Annotated in this window: 24 protein-coding genes; 5 read left to right on the top strand and 19 right to left on the bottom strand. The window is 71.7% G+C overall.

From position 1 onward, the window contains the following. The coding region (locus tag B7X32_RS04265) for an anaerobic C4-dicarboxylate transporter family protein (protein WP_292716545.1) at window positions 1-415 on the top strand (415 nt) is incomplete at its 5' end. Window positions 416-464: 49 nt separating this feature from the next. Here the strand turns inward: B7X32_RS04265 and B7X32_RS04270 are convergent. After that, complete coding sequence (locus B7X32_RS04270) at window positions 465-1,553, bottom strand: N-formylglutamate amidohydrolase (RefSeq protein WP_292716547.1); 1,089 nt, start codon at window positions 1,551-1,553, stop codon at window positions 465-467. 59 nt (window positions 1,554-1,612) lie between these two features. Further along, entirely contained in the window at window positions 1,613-2,212 is a 600-nt protein-coding gene (locus tag B7X32_RS04275) for a TetR/AcrR family transcriptional regulator (protein WP_292716550.1), read from the bottom strand. 66 nt (window positions 2,213-2,278) lie between these two features. Between B7X32_RS04275 and B7X32_RS04280 the strand changes: the two genes are divergently transcribed. Beyond that, window positions 2,279-2,755, top strand: a complete 477-nt coding sequence (locus tag B7X32_RS04280) for a DUF4188 domain-containing protein (protein ID WP_292716553.1) — start codon at window positions 2,279-2,281, stop codon at window positions 2,753-2,755. 13 nt (window positions 2,756-2,768) lie between these two features. Here the strand turns inward: B7X32_RS04280 and B7X32_RS04285 are convergent, their stop codons facing one another. The 10 genes from B7X32_RS04285 to B7X32_RS04330 form a co-directional block, all read right to left on the bottom strand. Next, on the bottom strand, window positions 2,769-3,971 hold the full coding sequence (locus B7X32_RS04285; RefSeq protein WP_292716556.1) for a HupE/UreJ family protein: 1,203 nt from the start codon (window positions 3,969-3,971) through the stop codon (window positions 2,769-2,771). Between the two features lie 24 nt (window positions 3,972-3,995). Beyond that, the gene (locus B7X32_RS04290; RefSeq protein WP_292716559.1) at window positions 3,996-4,727 is read right to left on the bottom strand and encodes a DUF6882 domain-containing protein; all 732 of its coding nucleotides are present in this window, start codon (window positions 4,725-4,727) and stop codon (window positions 3,996-3,998) included. A 37-nt stretch (window positions 4,728-4,764) separates the two neighbouring features. Next, window positions 4,765-6,015, bottom strand: a complete 1,251-nt coding sequence (locus tag B7X32_RS04295) for an MFS transporter (RefSeq protein WP_292716561.1) — start codon at window positions 6,013-6,015, stop codon at window positions 4,765-4,767. Between the two features lie 107 nt (window positions 6,016-6,122). Next, window positions 6,123-7,025, bottom strand: a complete 903-nt coding sequence (locus B7X32_RS04300) for a hypothetical protein (RefSeq protein ID WP_292716564.1) — start codon at window positions 7,023-7,025, stop codon at window positions 6,123-6,125. 215 nt (window positions 7,026-7,240) lie between these two features. Further along, entirely contained in the window at window positions 7,241-8,044 is an 804-nt protein-coding gene (locus B7X32_RS04305) for an HpcH/HpaI aldolase/citrate lyase family protein (protein ID WP_292716567.1), read from the bottom strand. Then, the gene (locus B7X32_RS04310) at window positions 8,029-8,814 is read right to left on the bottom strand and encodes a fumarylacetoacetate hydrolase family protein (RefSeq protein ID WP_292716570.1); all 786 of its coding nucleotides are present in this window, start codon (window positions 8,812-8,814) and stop codon (window positions 8,029-8,031) included. The genes B7X32_RS04305 and B7X32_RS04310 overlap by 16 nt, the downstream gene beginning before the upstream one ends. Window positions 8,815-8,998: 184 nt before the next feature. Next, window positions 8,999-10,162, bottom strand: a complete 1,164-nt coding sequence (hpaD, locus tag B7X32_RS04315) for a 3,4-dihydroxyphenylacetate 2,3-dioxygenase (protein ID WP_292716573.1) — start codon at window positions 10,160-10,162, stop codon at window positions 8,999-9,001. A gap of 126 nt (window positions 10,163-10,288) precedes the next feature. After that, on the bottom strand, window positions 10,289-11,827 hold the full coding sequence (hpaE, locus tag B7X32_RS04320; protein WP_292716576.1) for a 5-carboxymethyl-2-hydroxymuconate semialdehyde dehydrogenase: 1,539 nt from the start codon (window positions 11,825-11,827) through the stop codon (window positions 10,289-10,291). Between the two features lie 43 nt (window positions 11,828-11,870). Beyond that, window positions 11,871-12,536: a GntR family transcriptional regulator gene (locus B7X32_RS04325; protein WP_292716578.1), complete on the bottom strand. Its 666-nt coding sequence runs from the start codon at window positions 12,534-12,536 to the stop codon at window positions 11,871-11,873. Beyond that, the gene (locus B7X32_RS04330; protein WP_292716581.1) at window positions 12,536-14,044 is read right to left on the bottom strand and encodes a fumarylacetoacetate hydrolase family protein; all 1,509 of its coding nucleotides are present in this window, start codon (window positions 14,042-14,044) and stop codon (window positions 12,536-12,538) included. The genes B7X32_RS04325 and B7X32_RS04330 overlap by 1 nt, the downstream gene beginning before the upstream one ends. A 185-nt stretch (window positions 14,045-14,229) precedes the next feature. Between B7X32_RS04330 and B7X32_RS04335 the strand changes: the two genes are divergently transcribed. Further along, window positions 14,230-15,609: an MFS transporter gene (locus B7X32_RS04335; protein ID WP_292716584.1), complete on the top strand. Its 1,380-nt coding sequence runs from the start codon at window positions 14,230-14,232 to the stop codon at window positions 15,607-15,609. 138 nt (window positions 15,610-15,747) lie between these two features. On the opposite strand, the gene B7X32_RS04340 is transcribed toward B7X32_RS04335, so the two are convergent. Next, complete coding sequence (locus B7X32_RS04340) at window positions 15,748-16,446, bottom strand: helix-turn-helix domain-containing protein (RefSeq protein WP_292716585.1); 699 nt, start codon at window positions 16,444-16,446, stop codon at window positions 15,748-15,750. Window positions 16,447-16,625: 179 nt separating this feature from the next. Between B7X32_RS04340 and B7X32_RS04345 the strand changes: the two genes are divergently transcribed. Continuing rightward, window positions 16,626-18,494 carry an FAD-dependent monooxygenase gene (locus B7X32_RS04345; RefSeq protein ID WP_292716588.1) on the top strand — a complete coding sequence of 623 codons (1,869 nt, stop codon included), beginning with the start codon at window positions 16,626-16,628 and terminating at the stop codon, window positions 18,492-18,494. Here the strand turns inward: B7X32_RS04345 and B7X32_RS04350 are convergent, their stop codons facing one another. From B7X32_RS04350 to B7X32_RS04375, 6 genes are all read right to left on the bottom strand, one after another. Further along, on the bottom strand, window positions 18,495-18,851 hold the full coding sequence (locus B7X32_RS04350; RefSeq protein ID WP_292716591.1) for a HepT-like ribonuclease domain-containing protein: 357 nt from the start codon (window positions 18,849-18,851) through the stop codon (window positions 18,495-18,497). It lies immediately after the preceding gene. Beyond that, a complete protein-coding gene (locus B7X32_RS04355; protein WP_292716593.1) occupies window positions 18,848-19,327 on the bottom strand; it encodes an XRE family transcriptional regulator in 480 nt (159 codons plus the stop codon). Before B7X32_RS04355 ends, B7X32_RS04350 begins: the two co-directional genes overlap by 4 nt. Before the next feature lie 54 nt (window positions 19,328-19,381). Further along, the gene (locus tag B7X32_RS04360) at window positions 19,382-20,242 is read right to left on the bottom strand and encodes a PhzF family phenazine biosynthesis protein (RefSeq protein WP_292716595.1); all 861 of its coding nucleotides are present in this window, start codon (window positions 20,240-20,242) and stop codon (window positions 19,382-19,384) included. 54 nt (window positions 20,243-20,296) lie between these two features. Continuing rightward, on the bottom strand, window positions 20,297-21,943 hold the full coding sequence (locus B7X32_RS04365) for a thiamine pyrophosphate-binding protein (protein ID WP_292716598.1): 1,647 nt from the start codon (window positions 21,941-21,943) through the stop codon (window positions 20,297-20,299). A gap of 199 nt (window positions 21,944-22,142) precedes the next feature. Beyond that, window positions 22,143-23,666: an ATP-dependent DNA ligase gene (locus B7X32_RS04370; RefSeq protein ID WP_292716601.1), complete on the bottom strand. Its 1,524-nt coding sequence runs from the start codon at window positions 23,664-23,666 to the stop codon at window positions 22,143-22,145. 57 nt (window positions 23,667-23,723) lie between these two features. Continuing rightward, a complete protein-coding gene (locus tag B7X32_RS04375) occupies window positions 23,724-24,143 on the bottom strand; it encodes a pilus assembly protein CpaE (protein ID WP_292716604.1) in 420 nt (139 codons plus the stop codon). Between the two features lie 83 nt (window positions 24,144-24,226). On the opposite strand from B7X32_RS04375, the gene B7X32_RS04380 reads away from it, so the two are divergent. Next, complete coding sequence (locus tag B7X32_RS04380) at window positions 24,227-26,365, top strand: DEAD/DEAH box helicase (protein WP_292716607.1); 2,139 nt, start codon at window positions 24,227-24,229, stop codon at window positions 26,363-26,365. The last annotated feature ends 89 nt before the right edge of the window (window positions 26,366-26,454 follow it).

A 26,454-nucleotide genomic window follows, 5' to 3' on the forward strand; every position in this document is an offset into this window, starting at 1 on the left:
CGCGCTGTTCGGCCTGGCGTGGCTCACCGACACCTTCCTCGGGGCCCACGCGAAGCTCATCTCGGAGGGCGTGGGCGGACTGGTCACCGCGGCTCCGTGGATCTTCGCGCTCGGTGTCTTCCTGGTCTGCGTGCTCACGACGAGCCAGTCCACGGCCACCCGCACGATCGTGCCGATCGGCCTCGCCGCGGGGATCCCGCTCGGACTGCTCTCCGGCATGTGGGCCGGCGCGTTCGCCGGCATCTACCTGCTGCCGACCAACGGCTCGCAGATCGCCGCGGCGAACTTCGACACCTCCGGCACCACGAAGCTCGGCACCAAGCTCGTGGATCACTCCTTCTTCGCGCCCACCCTGATCCTGGCGGTGACGACCATCGGGTTCGGCGCCCTGTTCGGGGTGCTCTGGGGCGGCTGATCCGCGCACGTCCGCGGGCGGGCTCCACCGGGGTGGGGCCCACCTGGGATCAGCGCGCGCGGTACAGGTCCCAGGAGCGACGGCAGGCCGCGGCGAGCCGGTCGACGTGGGCGGGGTCCTCGGTGATCCAATCGGTGCCGGGCCGGTGCAGCTCTGCGGTCGCCTCCTCGCCGAGCAGGAACTCGCGGAGGAATTCGGCCTGCACGGCATCGAACTCCGCGCCGGCCGCCGCGGCCTCGTCCGCGAGCGCGCGGAACCGGGCACCGGCGGCGAGGATCTCCTGACTGCCGAGATAGGGCTGGTTCAGGGCGACATCGCCCGGCTCCGCGGCCTCGAAGCCGACGCGGTGCGCCTCGGCCAGGACGCGCAGGCGCGCCGGCGCCATGGTCGGAGGATCGGCGGGATCGCGCTCCTCTCCGCGGGTGTCGCCGCGGTTCGAGAGCGCCACGATGCGCGGAAGCCGGTCCTTCTCGGCACGCGGGACGTCGACGGCTCCGTCCTTCGTGGTCGTGGTGTTCATGGTGTCGTGGAACGACAGCCGCGTCAGGCGGCCCCCGGTGCGCAGGCGCTCCGCGACGATCCGCGCGGTCAGGTCGTCCCTGGTGCGCTCGTACACCCCGAGACCGCGCTCTGCGACCTCGACGAAAGCGTCGACGAGACGGCGCAGCCCTGCCTCGGTGTCCGGCACCTCGATGATCGGGAAGAACGAGAAGGTGACGGGACGGATCGCATCCACACCGGTGAGGTCGACCCTCTGCCAGGGGCCGGCGGCGCGCACGCGCTCGATCGCCGCGGTCAGGTCTGCGGCGACGTCCGCGGGCCTGGCGCGATTGGGATCGCGCACGAGCCGCGGATGCGGATTGATCACGGCGACCACCCGGGGATCCTGCGACGCCCACCGCCGCACGATCGCCGCCGTCGCGACATCGGTGAAGTCGTACTGCAGCCGTCGCGTGAGCGCGGGGGAGAGGAACTCGGCGAGCTCCTCGGGGATTGCGGCCCCGGCGTGGGGGCAGCTGATGAGCACGTCGGCGTCGTGGAGCGCCTCGTCGAGGGAGCGGTGCTGCGGATCCGCGTAGACGACGATGTCTTCGGGGGTGAACGTGCGGCCGGCGGGGATGAGGTCGAGGGCGCTCATGCGGCTCATGCTACCCAGCCGCCCGCCGAGGGGGCGCGGGTCGCGCATCGCGCCCGGCCTCAGCGACCGGGGTGCACCGCGGCGATCGCGTCGAGCACCGCGGCGTACACGGCGTCGGTGTCGATCCAGGGCGGGGCGACGCGCGCGAGCTCGAGGCTGACCGCGCCGTGCACCTGCGCCCAGACGGCCAGCGTGCTGCCCAGGTCGACGCTCTCGTCGACCCTGTCCACGCCGGTGAGGGTGCGGGCGAGGGGGAGGAGCGCATCCAGTTCCGGGTCCGGCTCCGGATCGGACTCCGGATCGCGGCCGCCGTGGCCGCCGTCATGGGTCGCCCCGGCGACCGCGCCGCTGAACATGAGCCGGTAGCGGTCGGGATGCTGCAGCGCCCACGCGCGATACGCCTCGCCGAGGGCGCGCAGGCCCCTGGGCTCCGCCTCGCGCTGCGCCAGGGCGAACGAGGCGAACGAGTCCGCGACCACGGCGGTGATCAGATCCGCCTTGCTGCCGAACAGCGAGTAGACGGCCGACGTCGAGGTCTCCGCCGCCCCCGCCACCTCGCGCACGGAGAAGCGCTCTGGGCCGTCGCGGTCGATCATCGCCGAGGCCACCTCGATCAGTCGTGACCGCAGGGTCGCATCGTGGGTGATGGGTCTTGCCATGGAAGCGATCCTATCGTAACGTCGTTCTGTAACAACGTTCTATAACACCGTTAGAAAGGAACGACGATGGGCGAGAAGGTCTTCCCCGGTCGGTACACGGCAGTCGTGGACCGCGGTGACATCACCGTGTTCGTCATCGGGATGCGGGCGAACAAGTGGTGGCAGCTGGGCCGGGTGCAGCGCGTGGCGCGGCAGATGCCGAAGATGCTGCGGCATCTCGCACAGCATCCGGAGACGGGCATGCTCGGCTGCCAGAGCTGGCTCGGACGCACGACGATCCTGCTCTCGTACTGGGAGAGCCCGGAGCATCTGCAGCGCTTCGCCGCGGACAGGGACGCCCCGCACCTGCAGCCGTGGCGGGACTTCATGCGCACGCTGCTCGGATCCGGCAGCGTCGGCGTCTGGCACGAGACGTACCAGGTACCGGCGGGGGAGATGGAGGCGATCTACGCCGACATGCCGCTGTTCGGACTCGCCGCCGCCACGGCGCACGAGCCCGTCGGCGCGGGCAGGAACACGGCGCGCCAGCGGCTCGGACGCTGAGACGCCGGCGGACTCAGGGCGTGCCGGCCAGCCCGAGCATCCGCATGACGAACCAGAGCAGGCCGAACAGGAGCACCACGGCCGTGACGGCGACGCCCAGCACGGTCGCCGTGCGGGGCAGGCGGCGGCGCAGCAGCAGGAGCGGCGGGAAGACGACCAGGATGACGGTCAGCTGCACCGCCTCGATCCCCAGATTGAAGACGAGGAGCGACCACAGCAGCGTCCAGGACCACGGCTCCTCGATCTTCAGTGCGGTGGCGAAGCCGAGCCCGTGGATGAGGCCGAAGCCGAACACGATCCCGAGGCGGAGGAGGGCTGCCCGCCGGCTGGGCGGGGGCGCCGGCTCGCCCCGGCGTCGCGCCGCCCGCCGGAGGCGCTCCTCCCAGAGGTGCCAGCCCGCGACGGCGGCGATCGACAGCGCGATCGCCGGCTCCACCACGTTCGCGCCGATGTGCACGAGGCCCAGGGCCGCGAGCAGGAAGGTGATCGAGTGCGCGACGGTGAAGCAGGTCGCCGCGAAGACCACGTCGCGCAGGCGCCGCGAGCTGATGATGAGCGCGATCAGGAACAGGATGTGGTCGATGCCGGTCAGCAGGTGCTCCGCGCCGAGGAGGAAGAACTCGGCGAAGCGCTCGGTCCACGGCTGCGCGGTCGAGAACTGCGGATGCGCGGCGTCGAGGGCTGCGCTGCCGCTGCGGCCGTCGAGGGCGTAGGCGACGATCGTCTTCGTGTCCTTGACCATTTCCTCGGAGTCGGGGAACAGGGCGCTCCGCACGACGAACGCGCCGCCGTGCGCGGCGCCGCACGCGTACCGCACCGCGAAGCGCGCGTAGTCGGTCGCGTCCCTGGTGTGGAACGCGGCGGGGCCGTCCGGGTGCGGCACGCACTGCGGGCCGCCGTCGACCGCGACGTGGAAGCGCGCCGTCGTATAGGCGAGGATGGCGGCGGCGTGGTCGGCGAGCACCTGATCCTCTGCACCGGGCCGAGGACTCCCGACGGCGTCGGCGAAGAGCGCGGGGTCGCCCTGCGCCTTGGCGGCGGATGCGCTGAGCAGCTCGTACTGCAGGTCGAACTCGACGCGGACGTCGGTCCGGCCCTCCGACGTCAGGTCGGCGTAGGCGACCGTCGTCACATGCGCCGCGGCGGGGCCGGCGGAGAGCAGGAGTGCGGCGGCGATGAGCGCCAGGACGAGCGCGACGCGCGGGGCCGTGCGCATCGACGGGCGCTCCGGATCGCCGGATCAGCCCTGCGGGACCTGCCCGAGCTGCGACTCGACGCCCGCGATGCGGGCGTACTCGTCGAAGCGGAACGTGGCGCTGCCGCTCGCGTCGCTGACGACCGCCGCCGAGTAGGCCTCGTCGGCCCACTGCATGCTCCAGCCCGCGAGCCGGGCCAGATCCCACACCGAGGAGCGCGCATCGGAGAGCGTCAGCTCGGAGAGGATCCGCGGCAGGGCGATGACGGCGTCGGCCACCGTGAGCGGAGGAAGGGGGGCGTCGAGCAGGAACACGGCGCGCGTGCCGCTGCCGACAGGGGCCGAGTAGTACGGCGAGCGGCCGGTGATCTCCTCGGCGATCGCGCCGATCTGATGGGCGGCGCCGGCGATCCATCCGTCCAGGTCGGCCTCCGCCTCGGCCGGGAACGGCAGCTCGGCGTTCGAGAGCTCGTCGATCGAGTACGTCGTGCCGTAGTCGCGGAGGCTCGCGACCGACGGGTCGGATCCGCCCTGCGGGTGCGCCCAGGCCCACATCAGGGAGCGGGGCCCCGGCGCGATCGTGGCGACGAGCGATGCGCGCGCGACGAGCCGGCGGCTCGGATCCGTCTCGGACGTGAAGGTGAGGGTGCCTGCCGCGAGGTCGGCGTCCCAGCGGTGCTCGCCCAGGGCGGCGGTCGCGGTGACCAGCTGGTCCTGGCGGAGGGCGGCGAACAGCGCCGCGCGGTCGGCGAGGGGCGCGAGGGCGGGGAAAGTCATGACCTCATCCTGCCGCGGACGCCTATGAAAGCGCCAGTCAGACGCCGTCCGGGACGGGTTCTGCTCGCGCGGTCGCGGCCGTCGCCCGCCCCATCCGCCAGATGCCGGGGATCAGCATCGTGCCGAGGGCGATGACGGCGTAGACGATCGCAGAGCCCACCATGAGCGCCGTCACGTCCGCACGCGCGATCAGCCAGCCGAAGGCGAGCGTGCCGATCGGCATCGCGATGTAGCTGCCCAGCATGTCGTAGCTGGACACCCGGGACAGCTTCTCCTCGGGGATCTGCTCCATCATCGTGACGTTCCACCCGGTGCTGAAGACCTCGACGCCCGCGCCCGCGACGAAGGCCGCGGCGACCAGGAGCAGCACGGAGGGGTGCACCCCGAGGAGCGTGAGCGGGATCGCGAGCGCGCTCATGCCCAGCATGCCGAGCCGCAGCGGACGCCGCAGCGGCACCCAGAGCAGCAGCAGCGTCATCACCAGCACGCCGGCGCCCTCGGCGCTCACGACCCATCCCCAGCCGGCGATGCCGAGGAGCGGGTCGTTCTTGGCGATGTACGGACCAGCGACGCCCCAGGCGCCGACGTGGATCGCGTTGAGCACCATGAACGCGAGCACCACGATCCACAGCCAGGGGCGGGACCAGAATTCGCGCCACCCGTCGTGCAGGTCGTGGAACAGCCCCGCGCGCTGTCCCCTGACCGGTGGCGGCAGGCGCACGAGTGCGAGGAAGACGATCGCGAGCGCCCAGCCCGCCGCCTGGATCACCATGACCCAGGCGGGGCCGGCGAGGGCGACGATGCCTCCCGCCACCACCGGGCCCGCGATCGTCGTGGCGGACCGGGCGAACGAGAGCAGCGCGTTCGCCTGCTGCAGATGACCGGGCGTCGTCAGCTGGGGGATGAGTCCCTGCATCGCCGGCATCACGAACGCGGCGGAGGCTCCGTTCAGCGCGGCGAGACCGGCGAGCAGCGGCACCGTGGCGGTGTGCGTGAAGAGCAGGGCGGCCGTGGTGCCGATCGAGAGGATGTCCACGACGTAGCTGGTCTGGATCACGAGCGCGCGCGGCAGCCGGTCCGCGACCACGCCGCCGAGCAGCAGGAAGACGATGTTCGCCACCGTGAACGCGGTGAGCACGATCGAGAGCGCGCCCGCATCGTTGTCGATGCTCAGCACCGCGAACGCGAGTGCGATCGACGACATCGAGCCCGTGACGAGCGTGAGGGTGCGTGCCAGGAAGAACCAGCGGAACCCGCGGTCCTGCAGCGCGGCGAGGGCCTTCTTCACCCGCCCCATCCTGGCAGGGGCGGCCGTTGTCTCGTTTCAAAGCGCGCAATTGGCTCCATATTCGGCTCGAATACACCCATTTGCGCGCTTTGGTTCCGGAGCGCGGCTCACCCGGCGCGGCGGAGGGCGGAGGCGACCCGACGAGCCAGTTCCTCCGGCCGCCTCAGCAGCGGAGCGGTCACCTCGATGACGATCCAACCGGCGGCGCGCAGCGCGGCGATCCGTTCGACGTCGGCGGCCCAGGTCGCGCCGTGCAGCATCCCGAGATACTCGACGGCGACCTTCTCCTCGCCGTACGACATGTCGACGCAGCCGAGGAACCGGCCCGCATCGTCGTACACGTCCACGTTGAGCTGCGGTTCGGGAAGCCCCGCGTCGACGAGCAGGCAGCGCACCAGGCTCTCCCGAGGCGACCACGAGTCCTGCCGTATCCGCGGCAGCGCGGCCCGCAGCCGGTCGGCTCCGATGCGGCGCCCGACCTCGAGCATCCGCCGCAGGTCGTCCGTCGCCGCGAGAGGGGTCCTGCCGGGATCGGGGCGGCCGCGCCCCTGTCGCCATTCGCGGCAGAAGTAGTCGCCGAGGGCGATCAGGTCGTGCAGGCGCAGGGATCCGAGCGACGCCCAGGTCGCTGCCGGTGACGAGACCCGCAGCCCGTCGTGTTCCGTCATCGCGGTGAAGGACCATCGAGTGCGGTGGCCGATGATTCCGGAGGTGCGCGGTTCGGCGAGCGGTCCGAGCGCGCACACGTGCGGAGGGAAGTCGTCGGCGATCCGCCCATCCTCCGTGAACTCGAGCGGCAGCGGGCCACCCCAGATCGAGACCGCGGTCTGATGACTGAAGAAGTGGCCCTTGTGCAGCCGCGGTGCGTATTCGCGCGCCCGTGCGATCCGCCGCAGACGCTGGCGCTGGTACGGATCCTCCGCATCGACCTCGAAGGAGATGTCGGCGGCGATCCGGACTCCGAAGAACGGCGCGCGGAGGTCGCCGCCGCGCAAGCGGGATCGGGTCACGCCGTGTCTGCGAGCGAGAGCGGCGGAGAATTCGCCACCGAGCTCATCGGGAAGTTCCGTTCTGCGCCCCATCCCGACACTCTGCCGACCCGTCCTGCCCCGGTTCCGGTTATCCACAGCCTGTCTCGTTCAGAGCGCGCAATTGGCTCCATCCCGGGCCGGGATGGAGCCAATTGCGCGCTTTGAAACGGAGGAAGCTTTGAACCGGACGGGGGTCAGTAGCTGGCAGCGGGACCGGAGGCCGGGGCCGGGAGGAATCGGGTCGCGAGGGCCTCGGAGGCGCGGGCGAGGAGCGCCACGTCGGCGCCGACCGCGACGAACGAGGCGCCTGCCGCGATGTATCCATCGGCCGCGACCGGGTCGAACGCGTTCACCCCGACCGGCTTTCCGGCCGCGGCGACCGCGGCGAACACGTGCTCGACCGCGGCGACGACGTCGGGGTGCGTCTGCTGCCCGAGCAGCCCCATCGACGCGGCCAGGTCGGACGGGCCGACGAAGACCGCGTCCACGCCGTCGACGGCGGCGATCCCGGCCGCCGCCTCCACGCCCGCCGAGGTCTCGATCTGCACGGTCAGGGACACGTGCTGCGCGGCCTCGGTCAGGTAGTCCTCGACGCGGTTCCAGCGGGCGCTGCGGGCCAGGGCGGATCCGACGCCGCGGATGCCCGCGGGCGGATACCGGGTCGCGGCCACCGCGGCGCGCGCCTCGTCGGCCGAGGAGACCATCGGCACGATGAGGTTCTGCGCGCCCAGGTCGAGCACCTGCTTGATCGTCACGGGGTCGTTCCAGGGAACGCGCACGAGCGGCGTGATCGGGTAGGCGGCGACGGCCTGCAGCTGCACCTGGAGCGAGTCCAGGGTGTTGGCCGAGTGCTCGCCGTCGATGAGCAGCCAGTCCAGGCCGCTCCCTGCCGCGATCTCCGTCACGAGAGGGCTGCCCGTGCACGACCACATGCCGATCAGGGCGCGGTCGGCACCGGCCAGGTGCTCGCGGAAGGTCGGATTCAGACGAAGCGGCATTCGATCGTTCCCATCGGTCCGTAGTCGCACAGCACCTCGTCGCCGCGCGCCACCCACATCGGGCGCGTGAACGATCCTGCCAGGATGATCTCGCCCGCCTCGAGACGCGCGCCGTGCTGATGGAACTTGTTCGCGAGCCACGCGACGCCCGTGGCGGGGTGGCCCAGCACGCCGGCGGCGACGCCGGTCTCCTCGATCTCGCCGTTGCGCGAGAGCACCCCCGGCACCCAGCGCAGGTCGATCTCGTCGGGGCGCTTGCGCACGGTGCCGAGCACCATGGCGCCGTACGCCGCGTTGTCGCTGATCGTGTCGACGATCGTGCGGCCCTCGAGCTCGATGTGCGAGTTCAGCACCTCGAGCGCCGGCACGGCGTAGTCGATCGCGGCGAGGGCGTCCTCGAGCGTGCAGTCGGGGCCGGAGAGCGGCTCCTTCAGCACGAAGGCGAGCTCGACCTCGATGCGCACGTTCGAGAAGTGATCGACCGGGATCTCGGATCCGGAGGAGTACACGGTGTCGTCGAACATCACGCCGTAGTCGGGCTCCGTGATGCCGGTGGCCTGCTGCATGGCCTTCGAGGTGAGGCCGATCTTGCGCCCCACGAGCCTGCGCCCCGCGGCCACCTGGGCGTCGCGCCAGACGCCCTGGATCGCGTAGGAGTCCTCGACCGTCGCCTCGGGGTGGCGCGCGGTGATGCGCGGGATCACGCCGTGCGTGCGGTCGGCTTCGGCCAGCTCGGCGGCGAGCGCGGCGATGGTTTCTGCGGGGAGCATGGGGACATCCTCTCGAAGTCAGGGGTCGTTGAGCGAGCACCGGCGAAGCCGCGTTCGTTGAGTGAGCCGAAGGCGAATCGAAACGCAGAGACGAGACGCGGTCCTCCGCGGATCACCGCGTTTCGTCTCGGTCGCCTTCGGGGTCCTCGCTCGACGACGCCGAGAGAGGACCCCGAATAGGGGCTTACAGCTGGTGGCCGAGCTTGTACTCGCCCTGCTTCCACTCCGGCATGGCCTCCTCGTCGGCGGGCCGGGTGTAGCTGAACCCGTCGGCGCCGATCGTCACGGCCATCTCGCTGGAGTCGGTGCGGGCGACGACCGGCTGCGGGTTGCCGTCCAGGTCCAGCACGAGCGACGCGTCGGTGTACCAGGACGGCACGACGGGGTTGCCCCACCAGTCGCGGCGCTGGTTGTCGTGCACGTCCCACGTGATGACCGGGTTGTCGGGGTCGCCCGTGTAGTAGTCCTGCGTGTAGACCTCGACGCGGTGGCCGTCGGGGTCGCGCAGGTACAGGTAGAAGGCGTTGCTCACGCCGTGGCGACCGGGGCCGCGCTCGATCGCGTCGGAGCGGCGGAGGGCGCCGAGCTTGTCGCAGATCGCGAGGATGTTGTGCTTCTCGTGCGTCGCGAAGCACACGTGGTGCATGCGCGGGCCGTCGCCGCCGGTCATGGCGGTGTCGTGCACGGTGGGCTTGCGACGCATCCATGCGGCGTAGACCGTGCCCTCGTCGTCCTGGATGTCCTCCGTGACGCGGAAGCCGAGGTCCTGCATGTACTTCACGGCGCGCGGCACGTCGGGCGTGACCTGGTTGAAGTGGTCCAGGCGCACGAGCTCGCCGGGGATGTGCAGGTCGTAGCGCCAGCTCATCCGCTCGACGTGGTCGGTCTGGTAGAAGAACTCGTACGGGAAGCCGAGCGGATCCACGACCCGCACCGAGTCGCCGATGCCCTTCACGAAGCCGTCGGGGTTGCGGCGCACGTCGCAGCCGAGCGCGGTGTAGAACGCGACGGCGAGGTCGAGGTCCTCCGGCGTCCGCACGCGGTACGAGAACGCGGCGACCGCCGCGACCGGGCCCTTGCGCAGCACGAGGTTGTGGTGGATGAACTCCTCCGTGGAGCGGAGGTAGATCGCCTCGTCGTCCTCCTCGGTCACGTACAGGCCGAGCACGTCGACGTAGAACACCCGCGAGGCGGCGAGGTCGGTGACGACGAGCTCCATGTACGCGCAGCGGAGCACGTCCGGCGGCGGGGAGGAGGGGGTGGCGACCGGGTTGTCGGTCGTGATGGGCGCCTCCTGGCTGGTGAAGAAGCCGGAGGAGGTGGGCGTCATGTCTGCACGATTGGTCATGTCAGCGTCCTTGCGTGATGAGTTTTCGGATCCGTTCCGGTCGCGATCTCTGCCGGTATCCGCGGGTCAGAGCGGCAGAGATCGCGACGGGAGCGGAGTTTCGGGATCCGGTCAGCGGGGATCCGGTCAGCGGGGGTCCGGGTCGTCGAGGTCCTGCTCGGCGGGCGGCGCCTGCTTGCCGAACACCGGGTTGTGCGGGGCGCCGAGCGTGATGTGCACGCTCTGCTGGTCGGTGTAGAAGTCGATCGAGCGGTAGCCGCCCTCGTGACCGAGACCCGACGCCTTGACGCCGCCGAACGGGGTGCGGAGGTCGCGCACGTTGTTCGAGTTCAGCCACACCATGCCGGCCTCGACGGCGCCCGCGAAGTTGTGCGCGCGCTTGAGGTCGTTGGTCCAGATGTAGGCGGCGAGGCCGTAGCGCGTGTTGTTCGCGAGGGCGAGCGCCTCCTCGTCGGTGTCGAAGGGGGTGATCGCGACGACCGGGCCGAAGATCTCCTCCTGGAAGATCCGGGCGTCCGGGGCGACGTCGGCGAACACGGTCGGAGCGACGTAGTTGCCCGTGGGGAAGCCCTCGGGGCGTCCGCCGCCGGCGACGAGGCGGCCCTCGCCCTTGCCGATCTCGACGTAGCTCATGACCTTCTCGTAGTGCTCCGGGTGCACCAGGGCGCCGACCTCGGTCGTGGGGTCGTGCGGGAGGCCGACCTTGACGCGCTTCGCCTGCGCGGCGTAGCGCTCGACGAACTCGTCGTAGACGTCGCGCTGCACGAGGATGCGGGATCCGGCCGTGCACCGCTCGCCGTTCAGCGAGAACACGCCGAAGATGCAGGCGTCGATCGCGGTGTCGAGGTCGGCGTCGGCGAACACCACGGCGGGGCTCTTGCCGCCGAGCTCCATGGACAGGCCCTTCAGGAACGGCGCGGCGTTGCCGAAGATGATCTGGCCGGTGCGGCTCTCGCCGGTGAACGAGATGAGCGGCACGTCGGGGTGCTTGACGAGCGCGTCGCCCGCGTCCTCGCCGAGGCCGTTGACGAGGTTGAAGACGCCCTTCGGGAGCCCTGCCTCCTCGAAGATGCCCGCCCACAGGGACGCGGACAGCGGCGTGAACTCTGCGGGCTTCAGGACGACCGTGTTGCCGGTCGCGAGCGCGGGGCCCAGCTTCCACGACTCGAGCATGAACGGGGTGTTCCACGGCGTGATGAGCCCCGCGACGCCGATCGGCTTGCGGTTGACGTAGTTCATCTGCTTGCCGGGGACCTTGAAGGCGTCGTCGGCCTGCGCGACGATCAGGTCGGCGAAGAACCGGAAGTTCTCGGCGGCGCGGCGGGCCTGGCCCAGCGCCTGCGTGATGGGGAGGCCGGAGTCATAGGACTCCAGCTCGGCGAGGCGGGCGTCGCGCGACTCGACGATGTCGGCGATCCTGTGCAGCACGCGCGAGCGCTCGCGGGGGACCATGCGCGGCCAGGGGCCCTCGTCGAAGGCGCGCTTGGCGGCGGCGACGGCGCGCTCGATGTCGGCCTTCTTGCCGGCGGCGGCGTGCACGTAGGTCTCGTTGGTGACGGGGTTGAGCACCTCGAAGGTGTCGCCGTCGAGGGAGTCGACGAACTCGCCGTCGATGTAGTGCTGGATCTTCTCCGGCAGATCTGCCGGGGCGTAGGCGTCGGTCATCATCGTCCTTCCGGGTGGTTCGGGGTGGCTTCGGTGGTGCGGGTCAGAGGATCTCGGGGTGCAGCGCCGCGAGGAAGGCGTCGCGCGTGCGCCAGCGGTGGTTGCGCGCGGCGAGCTCGATCTCGAGCGGGTCCGCGCCCGTGCGGATCAGCTCCACGATCTGGATGTGCTCCTCGACGGAGTGCTCGGCGCGCCCCGGCACGAAGGCGAAGGTCGATTCGCGGATGCCGCTCAGACGGGCCCAGCCGCGGTGCACGAGGTCGAGGATGTGCGGGTTCGGGCACGGCTCGTAGAGCACGGAGTGGAACTGGCGGTTCAGCTCGGTGAAGCGGTGCGCGTCGAAGTTCTCGAGCAGGCGGGTCATCCGGTCGTTGACCTCGAGGGCCTGATCCAGCGCCGCCGCATCCAGGAGCGGGGCGGACAGCGACGTCGCCGCGCCCTCCACCAGGCCGAGGGTCTGCATGGTGTGGGCGTACTCGCTCTCGTCGACGAGCGTGACCCGCGCGCCGACGTTGCGCTCGAACGTGACGAGCCCTTCGGCCTCGAGCCGGCGGATCGCCTCGCGCACCGGGACCACGCTCATGCCCAGCTCGTCCGCGATCGTGCCGAGCACGAGGCGGAAGCCGGGACCGTAGGCGTGGGAGGCGATCCGCGCGCGGATCCAGGCGTAGGCCTGCTCCGACTTGCTGCCGGCGAGGACGTCGGCCATCAGGCGCTCGTTCCGACCCCGGCGACGGCCTGGCGGGCGGCGTCGTACTTCGCGCGCCAGGCGACGTTCATCGGGAAGAGCCCGTCGACGGGATGCCCCGCCTCGATCTGCTCGGCGATCCAGGCGTCCTCGTCCTCCTGGGCGAGGGTCGCGTCCACGACCTCCTCGACGAGGGAGGGCGGGATCACGATCACGCCGTCGCCGTCGCCGACGATGATGTCGCCCGGCTGCACCGTGGCGCCGCCGCAGGCGATCGTCACGTCGACGTCCCACGGGACGTGCTTGCGGCCGAGCACGGAGGGGTGCGCGCCCTGCGAGAACACGGGCAGGCCGATCTCGGCGACCGCCGCGAAGTCGCGCACGCCGCCGTCGGTGACCACTCCGGCGGCGCGGCGGGCCTTGGCGCGCAGGGCGAGGATGTCGCCGAGCGTTCCGGTGGTGGCGTCGCCGCGGGCCTCGATCACGATGATCTCGCCCTCGTCCACCGCGTCGAAGCAGCGCTTCTGCGCGTTGTAGCCGCCGCCGTGGGTCTTGAAGAGGTCCTCGCGGGCGGGGACGAAGCGCAGCGTCTTCGCGGTGCCGACGATCTTGGCTCCTGGCAGGTTCGCCGAGACGCCGTCGATGAAGCACGCGTGCAGCCCGCGCTTGCGCAGCTGGGCGCTGAGGCCGGCCGTCGGGGCGGCGATGAGCTTGGCGCGGAGCTGCGGGTCGAGCGCAGGCGTCGCCGGCGTCTCGGCGGGCGCCGCCGGAGCGTCCTCGGCGGGCAGACCGGCTTCTTCGCGCGAGCCCCAGGCTTCGGCGCGCTGCAGGTCGTCGACCGCAGGGAGGGATCCCAGGGCGCCGTCGAAGGGGACGGTGCCCTGGGTGACGGTGGTGCGCAGCCCGCCGGAGGTGAGCGTCTTGGCGGAGTGCGGGGCGTCGACCTCGACGACGACCACGTCGCCGGGGACGATCACGCTGGATCCGGCCGGCGTGCCGGTGAGGATCACGTCACCGGGTTCGAGCGTGAAGTGCTGGGAGAGATCGGCGATCAGCTGCGGGAGCGGGAAGAGCAGGCCGCTGGTCTCGTCGTCCTGGCGCAGATCGCCGTTCACCCAGGCGCGCACGCGCAGCTCTGCGGGGTCGACCTCGGACGCGGGGATGAGGTCGGGGCCGATCGGGGTGTAGCCGTCGCCGCCCTTGGAGCGGACGTTCGAGCCCTTGTCGTTCGCGCGCAGGTCGTACAGGCCGAGGTCGTTCGACGCGGTCACCCAGGCGACGTGCGCCCAGGCGTCCTCGACGCTCACCCGGTGGGCGGCGGTGCCGATGATGAGCGCGATCTCGCCCTCGAAGGCGAGCAGCTCGGTGCCGGCGGGGCGCTCCACGACGCCGTCGGTGCCGGCCACGGAGGAGGACGGCTTGAAGAAGTAGGAGGGGGAGGCGGGGGTGCGTCCGCGCTGGTCGGCGCGGGAGCGGTAGTTGAGGTGGATCGCGATGATCTTGCCGGGCCGGTCGATCGGTGCGGACATGGGCGCCTCCTCGCGCGGTGGGGTGCCAGGGAGGGTGCTCCTTGGCTTCGTATTCGAAATCGTATATCATCGGGTCGAGCCCGGCAAGCATGGCATCCGGATCCGTCCGCAGGATCCTGAACCTCCGTGACGGGCACGACGACGATGTCGGCCAAGACGACGACGTCCCATGCAAAGGAGACAGCATGTCCGCAGAATCCTCCCCGGGCTTCACGCCCACAGGAACCATCGCCTCGTCGGCCGACCGGCGGCGGGTGGTCTTCGCCACCGTCATCGGCACCACGGTCGAGTGGTACGACTTCTTCATCTACGCCACCGCGGTGGGGCTGGTGTTCGGTCAGCTCTTCTTCAAGGACCTCGGCGCCAACAGCGCCCTGGTCGGGTTCGCCACCGTCGGGGTCAGCTTCCTGTTCCGCCCCCTCGGCGCGTTCCTGGCCGGTCATTTCGGCGACAAGTTCGGTCGCAAGGCGGTCCTGATGTGGACGCTGATCCTGATGGGCGCGGCCACCGCGCTGATCGGCGTGCTGCCCGACGCGAACGCGATCGGGATCGCAGCGCCGATCCTGCTGGTGCTGCTGCGCATCCTGCAGGGGATCTCGGCCGGAGGGGAGTGGGGCGGTGCCGTGCTGATGGCCGTCGAGCACGCGCCCAAGGCCAAGCGCGGCATCTTCGGCGCGGCTCCGCAGATCGGCGTGCCGCTGGGTCTGCTGATCGCCTCCGGCGTGATGGCGATCATGGCGCTGGTCGCACCCGGTGACCAGTTCCTGTCCTGGGGCTGGCGCATTCCGTTCCTGCTCAGCGTGGTGCTGATCGTGGTCGGCTACTACGTGCGGCGCCGGGTCGAGGAGAGCCCGGTGTTCACGGAACTCGCCGAGCGCAAGGAGGCCGCGAGCATGCCCATCGTGCAGCTGTTCCGCAAGCACCTGCTGCTCGTGGTCATCGCCGCGCTCGTCTTCGCCGGCAACAACGCGGTCGGTTACATGACCACGGGCGGCTACATCCAGGGGTACGCGACGAACCCCGAGGGCGCGCTCAAGCTCGAGCGCGGCCCCGTGCTCTGGGCGGTCGCCGGTTCCGCCGTCACCTGGCTGCTGTCGACCCTCGTCGCCGGGTGGATCTCGGACCGCATCGGCCGCCGGACCACCTACATCGTCGGCTGGGTCCTGCAGCTCGTCGGCGTGTTCACCCTGTTCCCGCTGGTGAACACGGGGCAGGTCGGACTCCTGTTCGCGGCCCTCGCGATCCTCACGATCGGTCTCGGCTTCACCGACGGCCCGCAGGCGGCGCTCTACACCGAGCTGGTCCCGGCGTCGATCCGATTCTCCGGAGTCTCGGTCTCCTATGCGATCGGGGCGATCGCCGGAGGCGCCTTCGCGCCGACCATCGCGACGGCGATCGTGCAGGCGACGGGCTCGACGCAGGCCGTCACCTGGTACCTCGCCGGGATGACCGTGATCGGCCTCATCGCGACGCTGCTGCTGCGCGACCGCAGCGGCATCCCGCTCGGGCCGGATCATGAGGCCGAGCAGTCGGTGAGCCCGATCTACGGGCTGTCCCGGGCCTGAGGCGCGAACCCTTCCTCACGGTCGAGCGGACGCCGATGAAGGCGGAGCGAGACGAAACGCGGTGCCCTTGCGAGGGTGCCGCGTTTCGTCTCGGTCGCCTCCGGTGTTCTCGCTCGACGACCCCGGGGCGGGGCCGGCTCAGGCGCCGAGGGCGTCGCGGATCGTCGCGGCCGAGCGCTGCAGACGCGCGGCGATCTCGGCATCGGTGCGGTCCGTGGCGACGTGCACCACGGCGATCGCGGCCGGACGCTGTCCGCGCAGGACGAGCGGAACCGCCACGGACTGCACCGTGGGGATCACCTCGTCGTGGCTCGTGGCATATCCCGCGGTGCGCACGCCTGCGGCCTCCGCGCGCAGTGCGGCGCCGGCGCCCGAGGGCCATTCCGGCTCGGCGAGCTGGGCGAGGATCGCCTTGCCCGGGGCGCCCACCGTGACCGAGTGCCGCGCGCCGGGGCGCTGGGCGACGCTCGCCACCGCGTGGCGCGGCTCCACGCTGACGAGGGTGATGCACTCCTCGCCGTCGAGCACCGCGAGGAAACAGGTCATGCCGAGCTCGTTCGCCACGGCGGTGAGCTCGGGGAGTGCCTCGGCCTGCAGATCGTTGGCGACGCCGGCCGCGAGGGCGGCCATGCGCGCGCCCAGGGCGACGAGGCCCGAGGCGTCCCGCGCGACGAGCCCGTGATCCTCGAGCGTACGCAGCAGCCGGTAGGCGATCGAGCGGTGCACGCCGAGCGCCGCGGCGATCTCGTCGATCGAGAGCGGTCCGCGCGCGTCGGCGAGGACCTCCAGGATCCGGATGCCGCGGCTGAGGGTCTGCGAAGCGGGGGCGTCGGCCACGAATACTCCTCGCGTCTTGATCGCTCGCACGACCTCGGATAGTCTGTGTTCAATAGTAGAACGTCATGTTCGAATATAGAACACGATGTTGCGAGGTGCAAGAACTTCTCGCGAAGCGCACGAACCGCGCACCAGCCCGAACCGAGCCCGACGGCGCCGTCAGGAAGGAATCGACGACGATGCAGTTCCACCACCACGGATACGTCTCCCATGACCCCCGCGTGCTCCCCGCCGCAGGCACGGGCATCGACCGCCCGGCGGATCTCCCCGACACGATGGACGTCCTCATCGTCGGATCCGGCCCCGCCGGGATGCTCCTCGCCGCGCAGATGTCGCAGTACCCCGACGTCACCACGCGGATGATCGAGAAGCGCGATGGACGCCTCGTGCTCGGCCAGGCGGACGGCATCCAGCCGCGCAGCGTCGAGACGTTCCAGGCGTTCGGCTTCGCCGAGCGGATCATCGCCGAGGCCTACAACATCGGCTGGATGAACTTCTGGGGCCCGGATCCGGAGAACCGCCAGAACATCGTCCGCACCGCGCGCACCGCGGACTACGCCTACGACATCTGCGAGTTCCCGCACCTGATCGTGAACCAGGCGCGCGTGCTGGACTACTTCGCCGAGGCGGCGGCCGACGGCCCGGGACGGATCCTGCCGGACTACGCCGTGGAGTTCCTCGGCCTCACCGTGCACGAGGAGGGCGAGTATCCCGTCGAGGTGCGGGTGCGCTACTCCGCGGGGGAGCGCGCGGGCGAGGAGCGCACCATCCGCGCGAAGTACGTCGCCGGCTGCGACGGCGCCCGCAGCGGCGTGCGCGAGGCCATCGGCCGCACGCATGTCGGAGCCATGGCCGCGCACGCCTGGGGCGTCATGGACGTGCTGGTCAACACCGACTTCCCGGACTGGCGCACCAAGTGCGCGATCAACGCCGAGGCCGGCAACATCCTGCACATCCCGCGCGAGGGCGGCTACCTCAGCCGCATGTACATCGACCTCGGCGAGGTCGCCGCGGATGACAACCACGCCGTGCGCGCGACGCCGATCGAGGCGATCATCGCCAAGGCGAACGAGATCCTGCACCCCTACGCGATCGACGTGAAGCAGGTCGCCTGGCACAGCGTGTACGAGGTGGGCCACCGCATCACCGACGGCTTCGACGACGTGGATCCCGGATCCGCCGCGGCGCCGCGCGTCTTCCTCACCGGCGACGCCTGCCACACGCACAGCGCCAAAGCGGGGCAGGGCATGAACGTGTCGATGCAGGACGGCTTCAACCTCGGCTGGAAGCTGGGCTCCGTGCTCACCGGGCGCGCCCCCGCCGCGCTGCTGTCGACGTACGGCGCCGAGCGGCAGCCGGTCGCCCAGCAGCTCATCGACTTCGACCGCGAGTGGTCCTCGCTCATGGCGCGCAAGCCCGAGGAGATCTCGGATCCGCAGGAGCTGGCGAAGTACTACCTGGCCACGGCCGAGTTCCCGTCGGGGTTTATGACGCAGTACGCCTCGTCGATGATCACCGGATCCGACGCGCATCAGGCGCTCGCCGCGGGCTTCCCGCTCGGCAAGCGCTTCAAGAGCGCCGAGGTCGTGCGCGTGTCGGACGGCAACGTGATCCACCTCGGCCACCACGCGAAGGCCGACGGACGCTGGCGCGTGTACGCGTTCGGCGACGCGTCGGGCGTCGGGCTGGACGCCTGGGCCGCCGCCGCGGCGCCCGTGTTCGCCCGGTTCACCCCCGCCGACGGCGACGTGGACGCGGTGTTCGACGTGAAGGCGATCTCCCAGCGGTCCTATGAGGACCTCGACGTCACGACCGCGCCCGCGCTGTTCCAGCCGAAGACCGGCCCGCTCGGTCTCACCGACTGGGAGAAGCTGTACGCCGCGGCGCCCTCGCACTGGTCGACGACCGACATCTTCGCCGAGCGCGAGCTGTCCCGCGACGGGGTGGTCGTGGTGGTCCGTCCGGACCAGTACGTCGCCGCGATCCTGCCGCTCGACGGCGTGGACGAGCTCGCGTCGTTCCTGGAGGGCGCCTTCCTGGAGGTGTGATCAGCGGGCCGGTTCCTGCGGTCCTGCTTCATCGAGGATGGCCAGCATCCGGTGCACGGCCTGCGCGAGCATCGGGACTTCGTGGTGTGCCGCCTCGAAGACGATCGCGTGGGTCGTGTCGAAATAGTGGTGCGCCAGGCGATCGCGTGTGCGAATGATCATCGACCAGGGAATCTCCGGCTCGGTGTCCGTGAGTCCGGTCGGCAGGTCCTTCGCAGCCTCGCCGATCTCGAACAGACGCATGCGCAGGGCGTCGAACAGGATCCCCTCATCCGCATCGTCGCGATCGATGTGGTCGGCGATGGCGTCGCAGGAGGCGAGCATGTCGAGAAGACGGTCACGCGGTGCGCGGGTCATAGCGGCACCTCTTCGCGGCTGACGTTTGCGGCGACGTCGGGCTTGAGGCCTTCGCGCGGGATCAGGTCGACCGTGCGGCCGAGGAGCCTCTCCAGCTCTCCCTGAGCATTGAGCATGGCGATCAGCCCGACGCCGCGCGGCACATCGACCAGGATGTCGATGTCGCTCGCGCTCGTCTCCTCGCCGCGTGCGACGCTGCCGAAGACGCCCGCGTTCGTGAGGCCGTGCGCGGCGAGAACCTCGACGATCTCGTCCCGCCTGCGCCGGACGCGCTCCAACTCGGACAGCGGCTTGTACTCGATCGTGAGGCCGGCCGCGCCCAGCAGGATGTCGACGGCGCCGAAGGAGGGCTCGCGCTTGCCGCGCTCGTAGTCGCTGATCACGTTCTGGGCGATTCCGCTTCGGCGGGCGAGCTCGACCTGGGTCAGGCCGGCGCGCGCCCTCGCGTCGCGGATCACCTCGGCTGCTCGTCCCACGGGCTCACAATATCACGGAAGCGCGATATCGCGAATAAGCGATATCGATGCGGTTCAGCCCGGGATCCGCGTCGCCCCGCCGGTCACGACGATGCCGCCGGACTCGGGGATCGTGACGGTCAGCAGGCTCGGGCGGCCGACGTGCGCGCCCTGGCGGATCCGCACGACGCGACCCTCGGGGACGCGGTCGGTCGCGCGCAGGTAGGCGCCGGTCGCGGCGGCCGCGGATCCGGTCGCCGGGTCCTCGGTGATCCGCGCGACGGGGAAGATGTTGCGGGCGAGGAACTCGCGGTCGGACAGCGCGTGCAGCACGGTGATCGTGCCGCTCCAGCCCTGGGCGAGCATGAGCTCCGCCACGGGCTCCGGAGCGAACCGGAACTGGTGGAAGATCTCCGGATCCTCCAGCACCAGGACCGGGTGCCAGTTGCCCGCGAAGGCCTCTCGCGGCGGGTAGGCCGCGTCGAGGTCGTCGGCGCGCAGCGAGAGCAGTTCGAGGGTCCGGTCCAGGACGGCCGGATCCAGCGCGCGCACGGTCGGCTCGACGCTCGTGAACGAGACCTCGATGCCGTCCGCCGCGGACGTCGCCGTGATCGCCACCTCGCCGACCGACGTGTCGAAGACCATCGCACCCGGACCCTCGCGCTCGGCGAGCACGACGGCGGTGGCGACCGTCGCGTGTCCGCAGAACGGGACCTCCGCGGCCGGCGACCAGTACCGGATCCGATGCCGGCGGACGCCGTCGACGGTCGCGGAGGAGAGGAGGAACGCGGTCTCCGGATATCCCACCTCGGCGGCGATCCGCAGCATCTCTGCGTCGGACAGCGCAGCGGCGCCGAGCACGATACCCGCCGGGTTTCCGCCCTCCGGCGCATCGGCGAAGGCGGCGTAGCGGAGGATCTCGGGGTCGGCGCTCATGACACCGAGCCTAGGGCCGCGCGGGGATCCGGAGTCCGCCGGGAACGCCGCCGCTCAGGAGTTCACCCGGATGATCTCCTCCTGGTACGGCGCGATCACGTCGCCCGAGATCCGCAGATCGAGCACGAGGAACGGGCGGGTGTCCGGATCCTCCGCGGTCCAGGAGGCGAGCCGGTCGAGATCGGCGAGCGTGCGCACGGCGACGCCCTCCGCGCCCACGGCGGCGGCGAAGGCGGAGAAGTCGACCTGGGGGATGAGCATGGGCTCGCGGGCCAGGCCCTTGAGGCCGTACAGGTTCACCTCGGCGCCGTAGGCCGCGTCGTTCCAGATCACGGCCATGCCCCGGCCGCCGGCAGCACGGACGGCCGACTCGAGGTCGGCGATCGCCATGAGGCCGCCGCCGTCGCCGGAGGTGAGGACCACCGTCGCCTCGGGCCGGGCGCGCGTGGCGCCGACGACGCTCGGCCAGCCCTGGCCGATCGCCTGGAACGCGGTGCCGATCATCATCATCCGGTCCGGCGACGCGACCGGCCAGTACATGTTCGCCCAGCCGATGAAGTGCCCGCCGTCCGAGACCACGACGCGATCCTCGGGGAGCAGCTCGGCGATGCGGCGCGCCGCGGAGCGCGGGTCGAGCCGGCCGTCGGGCGCGAGGTCGTCGCCGGAGTCGTAGACGCGGGCCGCGGCGACATCGACGCTCTCCCGCCAGCCGGATCCCTCGGCGTCCTGCAGCCGCGACACGAGGGCCTCGGCCGCGAGCCGGGCGTCGGCCCGCACGAAGCCGCTGACGTGCGCGTGCGTGGCCGCGGGGGTCACGTCGATCTGGAAGACCTGCGTGCCCGGGGCGAACAGCGCGCCGAACCGCATCGTGAACTGATTGAGCGAGGCACCGAACACCACGGCGACGTCGGCCTCGCGGATGAGCTCCATCGCGTCCTCGGCGCCGAAGCCTCCGGTCACGCCGAGGTCGAAGCGCTGGTCGGGGAACACCCCGCGGCCGAGCGCGGAGGATGCCGTGAGCGCGCCCGTCGCGTCGGCCAGCGCGCCGAGGGCCTCGCCCGCACCGGCGAGCCAGGCGCCGCGGCCGGCGAGCAGGAACGGGCGCTTCGCGGAGCGCAGGGCCGCGGCGAGGCGGTCGAGCATACCCTCCGCGAACTCGCCCTTCGGCGCGAGCGGCGCCGGCACGCGCGGGGCCGGGGCGGCGGGCGCCTCGCCGGCTTCGAGGGCGGCGACGTCATAGGGGATCGCCAGGACGACCGGCACCCGGTAGGTGAGGGCGTGCTCGATCGCGATGACCGTGGTGGCGGCCGCGTCGGCGCGGCCCACCGTGTACGTGCGGGCGCCGACACCCGAGGCGAGGGCGATCTGATCGACGTCCCAGGGGCGCGGGCCGCTCGTGGGCTCGTCGCCGACGACCAGCACGAGCGGGATGTGCGCCTGCACCGCTTCGGCGAGGCCGGTGAGCGTGTTGGTGAAGCCGGCGCCGTACGTGCTGGTGGCGGCGGCGATGCGGCCCGAGGCGCGGAAGTGCGCGTCGGCGGCGACCACGGCGCCCTGCTCGTGCCGGACAGCGGTGAACGAGGCGTCGGTCTGCTTCTCGATCGCATCGAGGAAATAGGCGTTGCCGTTGCCCATCACGCCGAAGACGGCGTCGATGTGCTGGGCGAGGGTGAGGGCGACGTGCGCGGAGACGGTGGGCATGCTGAACGGCCTTTCGAGACGACAACGGAACGAGGATCCGTATGTGTCTCGCCGGAGCGCGGCGTCGCGCTGCGGGCTTCGTGCCCCTTTTTCGAGCACCGGCGCAGCAGCGGGTCGCGCATGCGCCGGACACGTTCATTCTAGCGAGCGCCTGCGGAGCTGCGGATCGCGATTCAGGGGAGCGGTGCCGTCGGGAGGGTCACTCCCGCAGCAGCGCGCGGAGGGCCTGGATCGTGTCCGCGTCGGCCGCGGTCTTGTCGGGGCGGTAGTGCTTGACGCGGGCGAAGCGCAGCGCGATCCCCCCGGGGTAGCGCGGCGAGTGCTGCACGCCGTCGATCGCGATCTCGACGACGATCTCGGGGCGGAGGAACACGGCGGCGCCCGTGCGACGCGTCTCGTACTCGGGGAAGGTCTCCGTCTGCCAGCGCAGCAGCTCGTCGGTGAGGCCTTTGAAGGTCTTCCCGACCATGACGAACCCGCCCGGCTCGCCGAACTCGCCGTCCGGATCCCTGGCTCCGAGGTGCAGGTTCGAGAGCCAGCCGCGGCGGCGGCCGGATCCCCATTCCGCGGCGAGCACGACGAGGTCGTAGGTGAGCACGGGCTTCACCTTCACCCAGGACTTGCCACGGCGGCCGGCCGCGTAGGCGGCTCCGATCGCCTTGACCACGACGCCCTCGTGCCCGGCGGCCAGCGCCTCCCTGGACTGGCGCTCGGCGGCATCGGGGTCTGCGGTGACGACACCGGGCATGCGCCAGGGGCCCGCCACGCGCTCGAGCTCCGCGAGGCGCTCCGAGAGCGGCTCGTCGAGGAGGTCGCGGCCGTCTACGTGCAGCAGATCGAAGAACCACGGCCGCAGCACGAGCTCGCGCGCGGCGTCGGCGCCGAACCGCGACATGGTCTGCTGGAACGGACGGGGGCCGCCGTCCTCGTCGAGCGCCAGCGTCTCGCCGTCGAGGATCAGGTCGCGGGCGGGCAGCGCGCGCACGATCTCGACGATCTCGGGAAGCCGGTGCGTCACGTCGGCGAGGCTGCGCGTGAAGATCCGGACGTCGTCGCCCTGGCGGTGCACCTGGATGCGCGCGCCGTCGAGCTTGTACTCGACCGAGGCCTCGCCGGTGATCTCCAGCGCGGCGCTCGCCGTCGCGGCGCTGGCCGCGAGCATCGGCAGCACAGGGCGGCCCACGGCGAGCCCCACGGCATCCAGATCCTCCGGGGAGCCGGTGAGGGCGATGAGCGCGGTCGCACCGAGGTCGCCGGAGAGCATCGCTGCCCGCCGAACCGCGGCGGGGGATCGGTCCGAGGCGCGGGCGATCGCGTCGAGCAGCACACCCGCCAGCGCGCCCGTGCGCAGCTCGCCGAGCATCGCCCTGGCGAGGAAGTCCCATTCCTCCGCCGTGGCGCGGGCGGCCAGCTCTGCGAGGAGGGCGGAGCGCGCGGCGGCGGATCCGGATCCCACCACCGCGGCGAGGTCGTCGAGCGCGCGGTCGACGTCGGCGACGGTCAGGGACGGCGCCTCGGCGGGCGTCGCCTCGACCGCGGTGATCCCGCGCCATCCGATGCCGAGCCTGCCCTGCCGCGGCGAGGCCAGGAGCAGGCCGACGAGCGGTGCGAGCTCTTCGGGATCCGCGCGCTGCAGCAGCCCCGCCAGCACCTCGATCTTGGCCAGGCGCGACGGGGTCGCTGCCGCCTCTCCGGTCGCGGTGACGAGCTCGCTGAGCCTCATCACGGCATTGTCGCACCGAGGTCGGACATCGCGCCGCCGGGGAAGCCCGGCCGGGCCTCAGCGCGAGCGTCGGACGAGCGCGAGCAGCGCGCGCCCATAGGCCTCGGACGGGTCGGGGTGCTCGAAGCCCCAGCGCTCGCCCGCGACCTCGAGCTCGACGCGGAAGGCGTCGTCGAGGCGCACGAGGCGGCGGAACGTGCCGCGCAGGAGATCGCGCAGCTGATCCTCGCGCGGGAGCCACACCGCGTCGCCCAGCGTCACCGCGTCGAGCGCCCACTCCGTGGTCCCGTTGAACGCGAGGATCGTGCCGGTCGGGGTCTGCCTCGCCTCGATCGTCATCGTGCTGACGGTGTAGGTGTCGGCCTCGACCTCCAGTTCCACCTCGTCCGGGAGGTCGAGCTGGAAGCGGTCGCCCTCGGCCGGGTGCCAGACCAGGCCCGCGTCGCGCAGGGCGAGTGCGAGTTCGCGGGTGATCACGCGGCTCTCCTGCTCATCGTCCGAGACTATTCCCGCCACCGCGTCGGTGCAGCGATGTCCGCGGGAGGGGGCAGGGTGGAGTCATGACGTCGAACGCAGCGGCCGCCGGGATCCAGGACAGGGCGCTCGAAGCGCTGCGCGCGCTCGTGGGCCGCCAGGATGCGGTGTTCCACGAGGGGCAGTTCGAGGCGATCGAGGCGCTGGTCGCCGACCGCCGCCGGGCGCTCGTCGTGCAGCGCACCGGGTGGGGCAAGTCGGCCGTGTACTTCGTCGCGACCCTGCTCCTGCGTCGGGCCGGGGCGGGGCCGACCGTGCTGGTGTCGCCGCTGCTGGCCCTCATGCGCGACCAGATCGCCGCCGCGGAGCGGGCGGGGGTGCGCGCGGTCGCGATCAATTCGACCAATGCGCACGAATGGGCCGAGGTGATCGCACAGCTCGACCGCGACGAGGTCGACGTGCTGCTGGTCTCGCCGGAACGGCTCAACAATCCGTCCTTCCGGGAACAGCAGCTGCCGGCGCTGGTGCGGCGCATCGGCATGCTCGTCATCGACGAGGCGCACTGCATCAGCGACTGGGGACACGATTTCCGCCCCGACTATCGGCGGCTGCGCGACCTCATCGCGCAGATGCCGTCCGACGTGCCCGTGCTCGCGACCACCGCGACCGCGAACAGCCGAGTGGTGGCCGATGTCGCGGAGCAGCTCGGCACGAGCGGCGCGCGGAGCGACGGCGGATCGTCGGCCGCCGGATCCGGGGTCCTCACGATCCGCGGGCCGCTCGCGCGCTCGTCGCTGCGGCTGGGCGTGCTGCGCCTGCCCGATGCGCCGAGCAGGCTCGCCTGGCTGCTCAGCCACCTCGACGATCTCCCCGGGTCGGGCATCATCTACGCGCTGACGGTGGCGGCCGCGGTCGACACGGCGCGGCTGCTCCGCGAGCGCGGACACGAGGTGCGCGCCTACACGGGACAGACCGATGCGGAGGAGCGCGCCGAATCCGAGGGCATGCTGAAGCGCAACGAGGTGAAGGCGCTGATCGCCACGAGCGCGCTCGGGATGGGCTTCGACAAGCCGGACCTGGGTTTCGTCGTGCATCTGGGCGCCCCCTCCTCGCCGGTCGCGTATTACCAGCAGGTCGGCCGCGCGGGGCGCGCGAGCGAGAGCGCCGACGTGCTGCTGCTGCCCGGTGCGGAGGATCGCGACATCTGGCACTACTTCGCGACGGCGTCGATGCCGGATCGTGAGCGCGCCGAGCGCGTGATCGCGGCGCTGGGCGACCAGCCGGTCTCGACGCCGGTGCTCGAGGCGATCGTCGACATCCGGCGCACCCCGCTCGAGCTGCTGCTGAAGGTGCTCGACGTGGACGGCGCGGTGCGGCGGGTGCAGGGCGGGTGGATCGCCACGGGCGAGCCGTGGACCTACGACGCCGAGCGCTACGGCCGGATCGCGGCGGAGCGCCTCGCCGAGCAGCAGCACATGATCGAGTACGAGCAGACCCGCGGGTGCCGCATGGAGTTCCTGCAGCGCACGCTCGACGACGCGACCGCCGTGCCCTGCGGACGGTGCGACAACTGCGCGGGCGTCTGGTTCCCGACGGAGATCGGATCCGCGGCGGCCGCCGCCGCCACGACGTCGCTCGACCGGGTCGGGGTGCCGATCGAGCCGCGGCGCGCCTGGCCGACCGGCGCGGACCGCCTCGGAGTGCCGGTGAAGGGGCGCATCGATGCGGCGGAGCAGGCGGGGGAGGGGCGCGCGCTCGCGCGGCTCACCGACCTGGGCTGGGGCGGCACGATGCGTGAGCTGTTCGCGGCCGGCGCGGCCGACGGGCCGGTGCCCCCGTCGGTGCTCGCCGCCTGCGTGCGCGTGCTGGCCGAATGGGGGTGGGTGGAGCGCCCGGTCGCGGTCGTCGCGATGCCGTCGCGCTCGAGGCCGCAGCTCGTCGCATCGCTGGCGCAGGGGCTGGCGAGCGTCGGCCGGCTGCCGTATCTCGGCGAGCTCGGTCTCACCGATGGCGGGCCGACGGGAGGCCCCGGCGGCAACAGCGTCTTCCGTCTCGCGGGAGTGTGGGACCGTCTCAGCGCCGACGGCATCGAGCTCCCCGCCGGCCCCGTGCTCCTCGTGGACGACCTGGCCGACAGCCGCTGGACGCTCACCGTCGCGGCCCGCGTCCTCCGCCGGGCGGGCGCGACCGAGGTCCTGCCCTTCGCGCTCGCGCTGCGGGGCTGACCCGGGCCGCCCGGGGTGCTCGCTCGACCGCGCGCACGGCCGATCCGCGGCCACTGTGCGCGCGGTGGCTCCGCGGCGGCCGGGGTGCG

Origin of the sequence: Microbacterium sp. 13-71-7 (assembly GCF_002257455.1) — a bacterium.
Taxonomy (GTDB): Bacteria; Actinomycetota; Actinomycetes; order Actinomycetales; family Microbacteriaceae; genus Microbacterium.